Annotated in this window: 13 protein-coding genes and 1 tRNA gene; 10 read left to right on the top strand and 4 right to left on the bottom strand. The window is 35.3% G+C overall.

Annotation, left to right across the window (positions count from 1 at the left end; translation table 11 throughout):
- Positions 1 to 96: 96 nt before the first annotated feature.
- Complete coding sequence (locus R2Q16_RS14025; protein ID WP_316737833.1) at positions 97 to 786, bottom strand: YafY family protein; 690 nt, start codon at positions 784 to 786, stop codon at positions 97 to 99.
- A gap of 127 nt (positions 787 to 913) precedes the next feature.
- Between R2Q16_RS14025 and R2Q16_RS14020 the strand changes: the two genes are divergently transcribed.
- The gene (locus R2Q16_RS14020) at positions 914 to 3,388 is read left to right on the top strand and encodes a hybrid sensor histidine kinase/response regulator (protein WP_316737832.1); all 2,475 of its coding nucleotides are present in this window, start codon (positions 914 to 916) and stop codon (positions 3,386 to 3,388) included.
- 11 nt (positions 3,389 to 3,399) lie between these two features.
- Here R2Q16_RS14020 and R2Q16_RS14015 read toward each other — a convergent pair whose 3' ends face one another.
- The 3 genes from R2Q16_RS14015 to R2Q16_RS14005 form a co-directional block, all read right to left on the bottom strand.
- Positions 3,400 to 4,731 carry a sigma-54 dependent transcriptional regulator gene (locus R2Q16_RS14015; protein ID WP_316737831.1) on the bottom strand — a complete coding sequence of 444 codons (1,332 nt, stop codon included), beginning with the start codon at positions 4,729 to 4,731 and terminating at the stop codon, positions 3,400 to 3,402.
- Between the two features lie 68 nt (positions 4,732 to 4,799).
- The gene (locus R2Q16_RS14010) at positions 4,800 to 5,111 is read right to left on the bottom strand and encodes a hypothetical protein (protein WP_316737830.1); all 312 of its coding nucleotides are present in this window, start codon (positions 5,109 to 5,111) and stop codon (positions 4,800 to 4,802) included.
- A gap of 96 nt (positions 5,112 to 5,207) precedes the next feature.
- On the bottom strand, positions 5,208 to 5,522 hold the full coding sequence (locus tag R2Q16_RS14005) for a hypothetical protein (RefSeq protein ID WP_316737829.1): 315 nt from the start codon (positions 5,520 to 5,522) through the stop codon (positions 5,208 to 5,210).
- A 471-nt stretch (positions 5,523 to 5,993) separates the two neighbouring features.
- Between R2Q16_RS14005 and R2Q16_RS14000 the strand changes: the two genes are divergently transcribed.
- The 9 genes from R2Q16_RS14000 to R2Q16_RS13960 all read left to right on the top strand — a co-directional run bounded on the left by R2Q16_RS14000 (position 5,994) and on the right by R2Q16_RS13960 (position 14,601).
- Positions 5,994 to 6,066, top strand: a tRNA-Thr gene (locus R2Q16_RS14000).
- A 129-nt stretch (positions 6,067 to 6,195) separates the two neighbouring features.
- On the top strand, positions 6,196 to 7,356 hold the full coding sequence (locus tag R2Q16_RS13995; protein ID WP_316737828.1) for an amidohydrolase family protein: 1,161 nt from the start codon (positions 6,196 to 6,198) through the stop codon (positions 7,354 to 7,356).
- A 4-nt stretch (positions 7,357 to 7,360) separates the two neighbouring features.
- A complete protein-coding gene (locus R2Q16_RS13990) occupies positions 7,361 to 8,317 on the top strand; it encodes an NAD(P)H-dependent flavin oxidoreductase (protein ID WP_316737827.1) in 957 nt (318 codons plus the stop codon).
- Between the two features lie 52 nt (positions 8,318 to 8,369).
- Entirely contained in the window at positions 8,370 to 8,645 is a 276-nt protein-coding gene (locus R2Q16_RS13985) for an acylphosphatase (RefSeq protein ID WP_316737826.1), read from the top strand.
- 51 nt (positions 8,646 to 8,696) lie between these two features.
- Positions 8,697 to 10,184 (top strand): lipopolysaccharide biosynthesis protein, encoded by a 1,488-nt coding sequence (locus tag R2Q16_RS13980; protein WP_316737825.1) that lies wholly within the window; start codon positions 8,697 to 8,699, stop codon positions 10,182 to 10,184.
- Positions 10,185 to 10,274: 90 nt separating this feature from the next.
- The gene (locus R2Q16_RS13975; protein WP_316737824.1) at positions 10,275 to 11,960 is read left to right on the top strand and encodes a tetratricopeptide repeat protein; all 1,686 of its coding nucleotides are present in this window, start codon (positions 10,275 to 10,277) and stop codon (positions 11,958 to 11,960) included.
- Positions 11,938 to 12,732, top strand: a complete 795-nt coding sequence (locus R2Q16_RS13970; protein ID WP_316737823.1) for a DUF4292 domain-containing protein — start codon at positions 11,938 to 11,940, stop codon at positions 12,730 to 12,732. The genes R2Q16_RS13975 and R2Q16_RS13970 overlap by 23 nt, the downstream gene beginning before the upstream one ends.
- A gap of 158 nt (positions 12,733 to 12,890) precedes the next feature.
- Positions 12,891 to 14,195 (top strand): murein hydrolase activator EnvC family protein, encoded by a 1,305-nt coding sequence (locus tag R2Q16_RS13965; RefSeq protein ID WP_316737822.1) that lies wholly within the window; start codon positions 12,891 to 12,893, stop codon positions 14,193 to 14,195.
- 76 nt (positions 14,196 to 14,271) lie between these two features.
- On the top strand, positions 14,272 to 14,601 hold the full coding sequence (locus tag R2Q16_RS13960) for a twin-arginine translocase TatA/TatE family subunit (protein ID WP_316737821.1): 330 nt from the start codon (positions 14,272 to 14,274) through the stop codon (positions 14,599 to 14,601).
- The last annotated feature ends 10 nt before the right edge of the window (positions 14,602 to 14,611 follow it).

Below are 14,611 nucleotides of genomic sequence, written 5' to 3'. Positions count from 1 at the left end.
GTATTCCCAAAAATTTGTTAGGCCGGTTTAAAGTAGAACGGAGAAACACTACTTAGGCTTTACTAAATGCTCATACAAAGTTGCCAAGCTTGTAACTCAAAAATCGACTGGCAACATGGTCATATAATCGCTTAGCGGCATATGAATTTCTTTTGTAAACGGACTTTCAAGGTTTTTTAAGCAGATAATTCTGGTTAGATTAAAGTCGCGGTATTGATTTCGAAAATGGCACCAGCCAATTAAATGCCAGCCAAATGCGTAAAAAATTAACCCGATTGGTTCTACACGGCGTTTACTCGATTCATCTTTAGCATTTTTATATTCTAATTCTATAATATGCTTATCTGCTATCGCAACTTGAATTAAAGAGAGATAATCGTAATTAAAGCTAAGTCTTTCGGGCGTTTGAAGCTTAATGTGCTGATTCATCGTTTCCAGTTTCTCTTTTTGGCTATTCTTTAAAACTGCTTTTACTTTTGTTAAGGCTGTAGCATAATGCGAACGGATGGAATTATCTGCAAAACCGTGTACCAACGTTTCGACCAATAATAAAGCATTGGCTTCATCAGTATTAAAAGAAACTGGAGGCAAAAAATATCCTTGAACCAAAAAATAACCTTTATGCTGTTCGAAGCTTACAGGAATACCTTGTTCAATTAAGGCTTTTACATCACGATAAACCGTTCTTACGCTAATGTTAAAGCGCTCAGATATTTTTTCGGCGGTGATGTATTTCCTCGATTGAAGTAATGTTAAAATTCCGAAAAGTCTGTCGATGCGATTCATTTTGTTTGGTAAACTAAAATTAGATAAAATTTTTAAAACGGCTTGGTATGTTATTTGTTTATTCTGCTAATACATATGTTTTTCGGTGGGATGATTCGTTTTATCTGAAAGGCAAAATCTCTGTTAAATGGCGGTCGTTATTCAAAAACGTTTTTTAAGGGCAATAAAAAGTAAAGTAATTATCGGCTTTCTGTTCGCTTGTTTTGCGCTGCTTTTGGCATGGGGCATTAGTAAATTTGCCTTTACGCGTATGCTTAGTACGGTTGAACAAATTTCTGCACCAAACGACAGACTTAGGCTTGTAAACGACCTCTCTCACAAAATTGCAAGATTAGACCAACTTCAACGTGATGAAGCTTTTAATAAACAAGGAGATTACAGCTTTTTAAAAGAATCGAGGAAGTTACGATCTACGTTAGATACTTTAAAAGAATTGTATTACGGCGATTCGCTGCAGCTGGCGAGGATAAAATCGATTAAAAATTTGTTATCAGATAGAGATAAACAGTTTGTTGATTACCTAAAAGTGAGAGAAACGCTGGTTAATACAAAATCTTTCTCTGAAGAGGTTAAAAAACTAAATGATTTGGTTGTTAAAAGGTCTGTTCAAACAGATAGTGCAATTTTAACTACTGAAACTACAACTTCTACCACAACCGTTGCACCCGAAGAAGAACAGAAATCAAGAGGCTTTTTAAGTAAGCTTTTCGGGAAAAAGAAATCGGATGTTTACAAAATTATTAATGAAGAATTTAAGGTTCGGCGTGACACCTTAAATGCCAAAGCCGAAGACAGCATTATGAAAAGCATGACCGGCTCTTTAAAAAATATTGAGCTGGAGCAACGCCAGAAAAGTCAGAAGTTTTTAAAACGCGAAGCCGATTTATCTAACGCTAGTAACGCTTTAACCTCTAAAATGCTGCAAATTTTACGTGAAGTTGAAGGTCAGGCGGTTACGCAAATCGATTTAAATGGCATACAGGCAAGGCAAGTTGTAAATGATGGTATTACGCAAATCACGGTTATAATTATTGCCTTCTTTTTTCTTACGGTAATTCTGCTCTATTTTATTTTAACAGATATTACCAAGAGTAATCGATATAGAAAAGAATTGGAGCAAGCAAAAGATGAGGCAGTTTATCATGGAAAGGCAAAACAGCGGTTTCTCTCTAATATGAGCCACGAAATTAGAACGCCTTTACAATCTATTTTGGGTTATGCTGAGTTAATTGCTCAACAGGATAATCCTAAAAAGAAAGATGTTGATGCCATTTATCAATCCTCCATACACTTACTGCAAATTGTAAACGAGGTTTTGGACTATAATCGAATTATTTCTGGCGAATTTAGTTTCAATAACCAGGTTTTTGATATCCGAAAAATTTTGGACGAAGTGATTTCGGTAATGCGTCCATTGGCTGAGCAGAAATCCTTACATCTTAATACTAATCTAGATATATCAAACATAGAATTTGTTCGGGGCGATGCTTTTAGATTGAAGCAAATTTTGTTTAACCTAATTGGCAATGCGGTTAAATTTACCTTAAAAGGCGAAATTAATTTATCGGTTTCGTGCAAACAACAAAATGATGATTTGCACTTTCACTTTACCATCCAAGATACTGGAATTGGTTTTGAAGAAAGCGACATCAGTAAAATATTTAATGAATTTGAACAAATAGAGTCGCCCGAAAAATACGCTATAAACCAAACTGGGACGGGTTTAGGGCTTCCGATTGTAAAATCGTTAATAGAAGCGCAAGGCGGAAGAATACATGTAAAAAGTAAACCATCAATCGGTACAACTTTTAATATTTACTTAACTTATGAATACACCGATGAGCATGTAAACGATGCGCTTGATTTAGAGCATTATGCTATTATAAATCCGGGTACGGTGTGGATAATTGATGATGATAAATTAATCCTCGATTTGTGTGGTTTCATCTTCGGGAAAAATAAAATTCCGTACAAAAGTTTTAACCATGTAAGTGATATCCTTAGAGAAGAAATTTCGCCTGAATTAAAATATGTATTAATTGATATGCGTATGCCTGAGATGACAGGCATAGAATTATGTCATTTATTAAAGAAAAAATTACCCTCAACCGTAAAATTTTATGCAATAACTGCCCAAGTTTTACCTGAAGAAAGAGAAATGGTTTTAAGTGATGGATTTGACGGTTTGATTATGAAACCTTTTCAGGCGGTTGATTTATTGTCAATCTTTGACAAAACTGAAATCGTTGCTGAGGAAACTGAATTCGATTTTTCATCGATCGAAAAAATGACTTTTGGCGACCAGCAGATGCTTGAAAAAATATTGAACAGATTTAAACTCGATTGTATTAATGATTCAAAAGAATTAACTCAATATTTAAAAGAGCGTAACCAAGATAAATGCAGGCTAATTGTTCATCGCCTTGCCGGGCGAACAGCACAAATGGGTGCAAAAACTTTAGCTACTGCGTTTAGGGAATTAGAAATTGATATCGCGGATAATGGATTGAACGATAATATGGCAAAAGAAATCAATCAACAACTCAAGAAATTGGAAGCTTTGATTGCCGTTATTGAAGAAATGGAATCTGCTTCGGTGTAAAGAATTAGTATCTATTCAATACCGTATCTTTCCATTTTCGCATAGAGCGTTTTTCTATCAATATTTAAAATTTTGGCAGCTTTAGACTTATTGTGCCTAACTCTAATGAGCGTTTCCGTTATCAAAGTTTTCTCATTCTGTTCATTAACCGCTTTTAAGTCCGAAGAATTTCCTGCTGCCGTTTGCTGATTAACCGAAATCATCATTTCATCTGGCAAAGCCTCAATTTTAGCAACATCACCTTGTGTTAATAAAACCATTCGCTTTATTACATTGCTGAGTTCGCGTAAATTTCCAGGCCAGTCGTAATTTAATAATAAAGCTTTCGCATCGGCAGAAACGGACTGAACATTTCTATCTAAATCACGATTAGAAAGTTGTATAAAATGATTAATAAACAATTCCAAATCGCCACCTCTATCTCTTAACGGAGGTAGTTGTATTTTAAATTCGTTCAAACGATGATACAAATCTTCTCTGAATTCGCCCCCTTGCATACTACTCGCCAAATCATCATTGGTAGCCGTAATAATCCTAACATCAACCTGAACCTGCTTTGTGCTCCCGAGAGGTTGAATAACGCGTTCTTGCAAAGCCCGTAAAAGTTTTATCTGAACTTCGTAACTTAAATTTCCAACTTCATCTAAAAATAAAGTTCCGCCATCTGCTGCCTCAAACTGACCTTTTTTATCATTTAAAGCCCCGGTAAAAGCGCCTTTAACATGTCCGAATAATTCGCTTGCTGCTAAATCTTTTGATAATGCCCCACAATCAATCGCTACAAAAGGTTTACCAGCTCTTTTACTTTGCTGATGCAAAGTCCTGGCGGCAAACTCTTTTCCCGTTCCACTCTCACCTTGAATAATCACTGACATATCGGTTGGCGCAACCAGTGCAATATGTCCGTATAACTTATCGGCTATTGCACTTTTTCCTTTAATAAAATCGCTATCGGTAGTGGTTTGGTTGGTATTTTTTTTATCCTTTTTAGTGAGCGAATTTTTTATCACCATTAAAAGCTCATCTGGGTTAACAGGCTTTGTAATGTAATCAAAGGCACCCATTTGCATAGATTTCACTGCCGTGCGCACATCATTAAAACTAGTCATAATGATAATTGGCGTAGCAAAGCCTAAATTTCTGGTATGGGTAATCACTTCTAAACCCACTCCATCGGGTAAGCGGTAATCTATTAGCAATAAGTCAAATTCTTGATTTTCGAGAAGCTTAAATGATTGTTTCACATGGGTTACGAGTGTAACTTCATGGTTGTTTTTTGTTAAAAAACCTTCAAGTAATTGAGCAAATGTTGTATCGTCTTCTAAAATCAGAATTCTCGCCATACAACAAAAATAAGAAAAGCCAGTTAAAAACTGGCTTTTCTTATACTAGGTAGATGTAATATTTGGGGTTATTGAACTGGTTTACCGTCTTTATCAATTTTAACCGAACCAGTTTCTGCTTCTTTTTTAACATTGATAAGGTAATATTCTTTTGTTCCTTCTTTAACAGCCCAAGCTTCTGTAGCTGTCCAGCCTTTATAAGCATCAGATTTTAATGCTGTTGTAACTGGCTCTGGTAACTCTTCTAATTTAACCGGAGTTTTTTGGGTACTGTCTTGAGCTGCAACAATTGCAGTATTTTTAATTGTGTTTACTTCACTTGCTTGTACTGCTGTAAATCCTGCTACAGCTAATGCTGCTGATAAAATGAACTTTTTCATGGTTTTATGTTTTAATTTGAGGCGTAGCCTTAATAAAAAGGCTACACTAAATGGTTAATTATGCCTTAATAGGCGATTGTTATATTTGGGACGTGATTATTGTACCGGTTTACCGTCTTTATCAATTTTAACCGAACCAGTTTCTGCTTCTTTTTTAACATTGATAAGGAAGTATTCTTTTGAGCCATCTTTAACAGCCCAAGCTTCTGTAGCTGTCCAACCTTTGTAAGCATCAGATTTTAAAGCGGTTGTAACTGGCTCTGGCAATTCTTCTAATTTAACCGGAGTTTTAGTAGTGCTATCTTGAACTGCAACAATTGCAGTATTTTTAATTGTGTTTACTTCACTTGCTTGTACTGCTGAGAATCCTGCGAAAGCTAAAAATGTAGCTGATAAAATGAACTTTTTCATAGTATGATTTTTTAAAATTTAATATTCGTTGTAATACTTGCTATTGTTTCATAATAATGCCAAAACTGGCACGGAGTAGTATTTGTTTGATTATCAGTGTTTTATTTATTTTAGCCGTTTTTAGAAGTGTTGCATTTCTCCACACATTGGGGGTAATAACAACAGATTAATGGCTGTTAATAGCATTTAGAGAATATTTTTCTTTCTTAGAAAAGCAAAAACACAGCAAATATTTAAGTTTCGTCCCGTTATTCGCTGTAGCCCTCGCAGAAAAAGCTCGGGGCTGCCGCTACTACCGGGTTTAGTTAAATTTGGTTTGTACAATTATTGATCTGGTTGAAACCACCTCATAGGCACCATTCGTCATTGCGAGGCACAAAGCAATCTTATAGCTATTAGTGAACTTTGAATTAATTTTTTTAAAATTTTTCCAAAAGAATATTTTTTTCTATACTTGCAGCCCGATAAAAAGCCTCCTTAGCTCAGCTGGTAGAGCAACTGACTTGTAATCAGTAGGTCATTGGTTCGATTCCGATAGGAGGCTCTTTTTATATTTACGATTGTAAATTCATCATTTTAGATTTTTGTTCAAAATCAAAATTCCCTAGAGTATTTTACTTAATAACTCAATTACAAATCGTATTTCGTAAATCAAAAATCATAAATTCGCTTCATGTTACAATACTTTTCTGCCGATTGGATTTTCCCCGTAAGTATTCCTCCAATAAAAAATGGAACAGTTGCTGTTAATGCAAGTGGCGAAATCGTTAAGCTTTTTACAGAAGAAGAATCAAAAGATTTAAATGTTCAAAAGCTTAAAGGAGCTATTGTGCCAGGTTTTGTAAATACGCATTGCCATTTGGAATTGTCGCACATGTTGGGGCAAATTCCAGAGCAAACAGGTTTGGTTGAATTTGTTAAACTCATAATAAAAAGCAGACAAAGTAGCGAAGAACAAATTCTATTGGCTGTAGAAAATGCCAATAAACAAATGTTTGAAAATGGAATTGTTGCCGTTGGTGATATCTCAAATCAAATTGGCTCTAAAGAAACCAAGTTAAAAAGTAAAATTAGTTACTATACTTTTATTGAGGCCATGGGTTTTAATCCCGAAAGGGCAGAAGCCATTATAGAGCATGTAAAACAACTTGAACAGGATTTTTTGCCCTTGCCAAGTTCAATTGTGCCTCACGCACCCTACTCAGTTTCGCCACAGCTTTTTAAATTAATTGAAGACTTAGCAGCTCAAAAACACAATTTTATAAGCATTCATAATCAGGAAACCACGCATGAAAATGCCTTTTTTCAAGATAAAAAAGGCGATTTTCTAGAATTATATCGTTTCTTGGGATTGGATATAGGCTTTTTCGAGGCAACTGGTAAATCCTCTTTACAAAGTTTCTTACCATACATTAGTAATCTAAAAACTTTGCTTGTTCATAATACGGTGTCAAATAAAGAAGATATAGATTTTGCAAAGCAAACCAATCCAAATTTGTATTGGTGCCTTTGCCCTAATGCGAATTTATATATAGAAAATTCTTTACCAGATGTTGATTTGTTGATTAAAGAAAATGTAAAAATCACATTAGGTACGGATAGTTTGGCCAGTAATCATCAGCTAAATATTATGGCAGAGATGAAAACACTTCAGCAAAAGAAAAATGTTAGTTTCGAGAAGATTTTAAAATGGGCAACCCTAAATGGTGCTGAATTTTTAGCGCTGGATAAAGATTTAGGTACAATAGAAATTGGCAAAAAACCCGGGTTAAATTTAATTCAGCTATCCGAAGATTTTGAAATAAAAACCGATAAGGTTATTAAACTGGTTTAATGAGATGAACATAACTTGTAAACTTTTTGGCATAAAATATCCAATTATTCAAGCTGGAATGGTTTGGTGCAGTGGCTGGAAGTTGGCTTCAGCAGTTTCCAACGCTGGTGGCTTAGGCATTATTGGCGCAGGTTCTATGTATCCGGATGTTTTAAGAACACATATTCAAAAATGTAAACAAGCAACAGATAAACCTTTTGGCGTTAATATTCCTTTATTGTACCCGAATATTCAGGAAATAATTGATGTGGTTATTGAAGAAAAAGTGAAAATCGTTTTTTCATCTGCAGGAAATCCTGCAACGTGGACAAGCATTTTGAAAGAAAATGATATCACAGTAGTACACGTTATCGCCAATACCAAGTTTGCATTAAAAGCTCAGGAAGCGGGAGTTGATGCGATAGTTGCTGAAGGTTTCGAAGCAGGCGGCCATAATGGTAGAGAAGAAACCACAACGATGTGTTTAATCCCGATGATTAAAGCTGCGGTAAATATTCCTGTTATTGCTGCAGGCGGAATTTCCAGTGGAAAATCGATGTTGGCAGCGCTTGCTTTAGGCGCTGATGCGGTTCAAGTCGGTTCGGCATTTGCTGTTGCAGAAGAATCTTCAGCACATAAGGCATTTAAGGATAGGATTATTTCATCCGCCGAAGGCGATACAAAATTGGCAATGAAAAAGTTGGTTCCTGTTCGGTTGCTCAAGAACGAATTTGCCGAAGCCGTTGCACAAGCCGAATCTACAGGTGCCGGAAGAGCGGAATTGATGGAATTATTAGGCAGGGCAAGAGCTAAGTTTGGTATGTTTGAGGGCGACATGGAAAATGGTGAGCTTGAAATCGGGCAAGTATCTGCTATGCTGAATGAAATAAAACCTGCAAAACAGATTCTCGACGAAATTTGGATGGAATACAATTCAGGATTAAAAAGATTTAAGGATTTACACGATGAATCACAACGCTAAGCGTTTGGAATGTTAACTTTGTACCTTTAAAACATTTCAACCTTAAATATCAATGAAGCATATCAATATCATCATTACGGGAAAAGTTCAAGGCGTGGGTTTTCGTGAAACAACAAAAATTATAGCCAACCAAATGTCGGTTAATGGTTTTGTTAGAAATGAAAAAGATGGTTCAGTTTATATTGAAGCAGAGGCAGATGATATTTTTCTTGAGGAATTTGTAAACTGGTGCCATGAAGGACCAGATCGTTCAAGGGTTGAAAACGTTTCAGTAACAGATGGTGATGTAAAAAACTATCGCAATTTTGAAATCTTAAGAAGTAAATAGATTTAAGGTATCTTGTAATCTAAAGTCGTAAATCAAAAATCTGAAATAAAATTGTCTGTATATAAAAAATTTCTTGGGCAAACGATGGTTTATGGTATTAGTACCATTATATCCCGCTTACTTAATTTCATTCTTACCCCAATATTTACGCGTACTTACGCTGCTGCTGTTTATGGTATTTTTACTAAAATGTACAGTTATGCATCCATAATTAATGCAATTTTGGCATTTGGGATGGAAACCACCTTTTTCCGGTACCTAAATAAACATGAAGATAAAAAACAACAGGTTTACAATAACTCATTTCTCGTTATTGCTTTTATTTCAAGTCTATTTTTAATTACTGGATTAATTTTTACAGACCCAATAACCAAATGGCTAGTTGATAATGATATGTCGCAGTTTAATGATCAGCGTCGTTATGTTCAATTCTTTCTATGGCTTCTATTTTCTGATGCAGTCTGTATCATACCATTTGCAAAATTAAGAGCCGATGGTAAGCCATTTCGGTATAGCCTACTTAAATTTTTAAATATTCTAACCTATGTAAGCATCTGCTTATTCTTTATATATGGAATACCATTTATTATAAAACACGATTTGCCATCAGCGAGCTTTTTTCAAGAATTTTTTAGAGAACGATGGATTGGTTATGTTTTTATTGCAAATCTTATTGCAAGTGCTGTTACCTTTATTTTACTTATACCCGAGTTTTTAAAAATTCAATTAAAGTTTGATAAAGCCTTGTTTATGACGATGCTTTCTTACAGTTGGCCGGTATTGGTTGCAAACTTGTCTTTTATCATTAACGAAAATTTGGATAAAATTCTTTTAGATAAATACTCTACTGATGTACAAGTTGGTATATATGGGGCGGTTTGCAAGATTGCAATTTTTATGAGCATTTTTAATACTGCCTTTAGGTTAGGCGCAGAGCCATTTTTTTTCAGTCATGCTAAAGCTGAAAACGCCAAAAAAACTTATGCAACAATATTACAATATTTTGTAATTGCCTTGACGATATTGTTTGTTGCCTTAGTTGCAAATATCGAGATATTAAAATATTTTATTAGTAGAGATGAAAAGCATATGGCCGAATATTGGGTTGGATTGCCTGCCGTTCCGTATTTATTGTTTGGTTACGTTTGTTTGGGAATATATATGAATCTTTCTATTTGGTATCGGTTATCAGATCAAACAAGATTTGGTCTATATATTTCCTTAATAGGTGCGTTTATCACTATTGTTTTCAACATCTTATTAATACCAAGGTTTGGTTATATGGGTTCTGCATGGGTTTCGATGGCTGCATACCTAACAATGACAATTATTTCTTACATCTTAGGTCAGAAATATTATCCAATTCCTTACAATCTTAAAAAGATATTAGCTTATTTAATTATTTCAACAGCAATTGTATTTACGTCGTTTTTTATATTTGATAGAAATATTTACATCGGCAATGCCATGCTAATTGCTTTAGTTGCGGGAATAGCATATTTCGAGAAAAACGAACTGATGAAAATTTTAAAGCGATAATGTTAAATTTGAATTATTGAGTGACAGAATGAGTGAGTTTTGAATGATTGAATATTTTCAACAACCTAATTTGCTATATCCGTGTAAAATATGAAGAAATACATTTTTCTCGCACTGTTGAGTTTTGGTTTAAAGGCTTTTAGTCAATTGCCTCCTGTAAGTGCAAATCAGGATAGCAATATGGTTAAGCAGCTTTTCTTTGCTGGCTTACGCGAAAAAATGTCTGAAAATTATCCTGTTGCTACAAATACTTTTAATAAGGTTGTTGCAATTGATGCGAAAAATCATGCGGCTTACTATGAGCTTGCAGGTTTGAATTTAAGGCTCAACAAACTTACCGAAGCCGAAATAAACATCAAAAAAGCGATTAGTTTAAATGCTGGAAATAAGTGGTATTTGCGTTTATTGAGCGAAGTTTACAAGCGCAACAATAACATGGTAGAATTGGTTTCGGTATTTAATCAATTAATTGCCATAGAGCCTGATAACGATATTTATTATTTCGACAAGGCAAATGCACAATTAATTGCAAATAAGACTGATGATGCTAAAAAAACTTATGCTGATATTGAAAGTAAATTTGGCTCTTCCAGAGAATTAACCAATGCCAAAAGGAGGCTTGAAGGCGGCAGTGCAACCGAAAGCGATATTGTAAAATTGTTAGAAGGCAACCAGGCCGACGTTAAAAATTATTTATATGCAGCTGGATTGCTTTTACAAAAAAACAATGAAACTGAAGCCTTAAAAGTTCTATTAAAGGCACAACAACTTGAGCCTAAAAACTTTGAAGTGAATTTGGGTTTGGCAGATATTTACCGAAAGCAAAAGAATGATGAAGCTGCCTTTGCTTCGCTTAAATTAGCTTTTGAAAGTGAGGAAATGCCTGCCGATGAAAAGGTTAAAATTATCGCAGCATTGTTTCCGAAGATGAACCAGCCGATTGTGGCGAAAAACGTTCTCGGATTGAGCAAAAGCCTTGCAGAAGCCAATCCGAACGATGCGAAAACGCTGGCACTTTATGGCGATGTTTTGTATCAGCAGAATAAATTAAAGGAAGCGCTCGTTCAATATCAATCTGCTCTAAAACTAAACGAACAAGTTTATGCCGTTTGGGAACAAGTTATTAATATCCAAACTTTACTCGGTCATTATGCCGATGCAATTAGGCTTGGTGATGAAGCATTAGCCATTTATCCTAATCAAGCCAGTTTATATTATTATATGGCTTATGCCTTGTATAAAACCGGTAAATATGAAACTGCACAAAGTAATCTTAAAAATGCGCTCCAGCTGGATGTAGATAATAAAAGTTTGCAAGCTCAGGTTTATGCTTTACAAGGCGATATTTTCATCAACCAAAATAATTTCTCTCAAGCCAAAATCGCATTTGAAAAAGCTATTGCTACCGAGCCGGATAATTATCTGATAATGAATAATTACGCTTATTATCTTGCCTTGAGAAATGATGATTTGGCAAAAGCGGCTAAGTATGCAGAAACTGCGGCCAATGCAATGCCAGAAAATGCTTCTATTATAGATACCTATGCATTCATTTTGTTTAAGCAGCAAAAGTACGATTTAGCTAAAGTATGGATAGAAAAGGCTTTACAAAACAATAGCAATAAGAATGGTGTTTATTTGGAGCGATATGGCGATATACTTTACATGAAAGGTGAAAAAGATGCAGCGCTTATCCAATGGCAAAAAGCAAAAGAAGCCGGAAATGGCTCGGAAGTTTTAACAAAGAAAATCAATGAAAAGAAATATTTTAAATAGCCTAATGATTCTGTCTGCAGTAACTTTTTTTGCTGCTTGTAAACCTAAAAAAGAAATTGTTGTAGCGCCACCCACCACCACTACTCCTCCTAAAACGGATAATTCAAAAGCTGAAACTTTAAACTTGCTAAACAGTAAGCAACTGAAATTTAAAACCCTTTCGTTAAGGGCAAAAGCTACGCTTGATATTTCTGGTGATGCGAATGATGTAACCATGAATTTCCGGATGAAGGATAAGGAAGTTATTTGGGTAAGCATAACAGCTTTGGGTGGAATGGCTGAAGTAGCAAGGGCTTTAATTACGCCTGATAGCATTAAAATTCAAAATAAGCTAAAGAGCGAATACTTGAAAAAACCTTTCAGTTATGTTTACAACTTTACCAATAAGCAAGTTAATTTTAATACCCTGCAAGCCATATTAACAGGTAATGCAATGGGCGAATTTCTGACAGATAAGTCTGATTTGAAGCAAGACGGAAATGCCTGGGTTGTGTCTGGGAGTAAGGAAAGTTTAGATTATCGTTTGCTTTTCAACACGTTATTTAAAGTTTCTGAAACCAATCTTAACGATTCTAAAAACGGACAAGCCTTAAAGGTAAATTATGCCGATTACCAAAAACTTAACGAATTCCTTTTTCCTGGTAGCTTAAAAATCAATACCTTATCCGGAACCAAGAAAATTAATATCGATATGCAATATGTGAAAATTGATGGCAATGTTCCTGTTGATTTTCCGTTTACAGTACCAAAGCGATATACGATTGTAAAATAGAGTATGCTTGTTTGGTTTTTTTTAAGTGAACCTGCAAGAAAATTTTACAGTTTTAAATTTCGTTTAGGGTATGAAGATTTTGTGAAGAAGACTTGCTAATGCCCTTTGTAACTTAATTTTAATACTTTTTACTGTAAAATTTTTATACTTTTGGCTTAATGAAGCTACACAAATTCCTAATCATCCTGTTTTTAAGCACAATTGCCCTTTCTTCATCAGCGCAAACTGAAAGCCAATTACGGAGAAAAAAAGAAGCTATACAGCGAGAAATTGAGCAGCTACAAAAAAACTTAAATAAAACTGCAAGTGGGAAGAAACTTACATTGCAGCAAATAAATGCTATCAATGCTCAGATTAGGCTTCGCCAGGATAAAATTGGAACCATCAACTCCGAAATAAAAAACCTCGATAACCAAATCTCTCAAAACACAAATACCGTACATACACTACAAGGTCAGCTTGGCGATTTGAAAAAAGAATATGCCGGTATGATTCGTTTTGCGCAACGGAACAGAAATGCTTACGAGAAGATGATGTTCGTTTTTGCGGCTAGAGATTTTAATCAGGCATATAAAAGAATTAAATACTTACAACAATTTAGTCAGTACCGTAAAAAGCAGGCGGGTTACATAGAAAATACCCAGACTGAACTAAATGGCAAGATTAAAGTTTTAGATAAAACATTAAGAGAGAAAAGCGAGCTTTTAAAAGAGCAGGAACGTGAGCGTGAGCGTTTAGGTAAAGATAAAAACCAGCAGTCGGTAGCATTAAATAAATTAAGCAAGCAAGAACGACAGTTTAAACAGGATATTTCTTCTAAAAGAAAAGAGCAACAACAAATTGATAGAGCAATCCGTGCGGCCATTGCCAGAGCAATTGAAGAAGCCAGACGTAAGGCAGCTGAAGAAGCAAGAATAGCCGCGGCAAAAGAAGCAGCAGCTAGGGCAGCAGCGATTGCAAAAGCAAAAGCAGAAAATAAACCTGTGCCTGTAGCAACTAAAGAAGCACCTGTAAAAGAAAAAAGCACAAGTGAGCTTTTAACTGCAACACCAGAAGCCGCAAAATTATCAAGTGGTTTTGAAAATAATAGAGGTAGATTACCATGGCCAGTGGCAACCGGAACGATTACGGAAAGATTCGGTTTGCACAAGGTGGATTTGGCGAGCTACACAAATGATGGTGTAGATATTACAACCTCTGATGGTGCTGCTGTTCGAGCTGTATTCTCTGGTAAAGTGGTGATGGTGCAAAATATTATGGGTAGAACCGCCGTTGTGATTAATCATGGCGAATATTTTACGGTTTATCAAAATTTAAAGGGGGTTAGTGTGAGTGTTGGTAATTCAGTAGAAACAAAGCAAACAATTGGTTCAGTTGCAAATACCGGCGACGACGCAATATTAAAATTCCAGATTAGAAGAGGGCAGGGCGCCTTAAATCCGGAAGCTTGGATTAGTAAATAACAATAGGCAATTAATGTTTATATTTGTATAAAATAGATTAGTGATGTATCAAGGCACGTTATTAGAGTTTTTAAATATGGGTGGATCAGAGATCGTACTTATATTAGTAGTGGTTCTTTTGTTATTTGGAGGTAAAAAATTACCTGAATTAGCAAGAGGCTTAGGAAAAGGGATTAGAGAGTTTAAGGATGCATCTGATGGCGTAAAACGCGAAATCCATAGAAATATCAACGCAATGGATTTGGACAAGGAAGAAGAACAAAACGCAACAAATACACATAGCCAACGCCACCATCCAACTGATGATTCTTCAGTAGATGAAAAGGTTGGCTCAACTGATACACATTCCACTGTTAGCAGTAATCCCGTTGAAGAGAAAATTGTAACTGACAATCAAAAAGTTTAAACAAAAAAGT

Origin of the sequence: Pedobacter aquatilis (genome assembly GCF_032678425.1) — a bacterium.
GTDB classification, from domain to species: domain Bacteria; phylum Bacteroidota; class Bacteroidia; order Sphingobacteriales; family Sphingobacteriaceae; genus Pedobacter; species Pedobacter aquatilis_B.
This window is presented reverse-complemented; position numbering and strand designations above follow the sequence as displayed.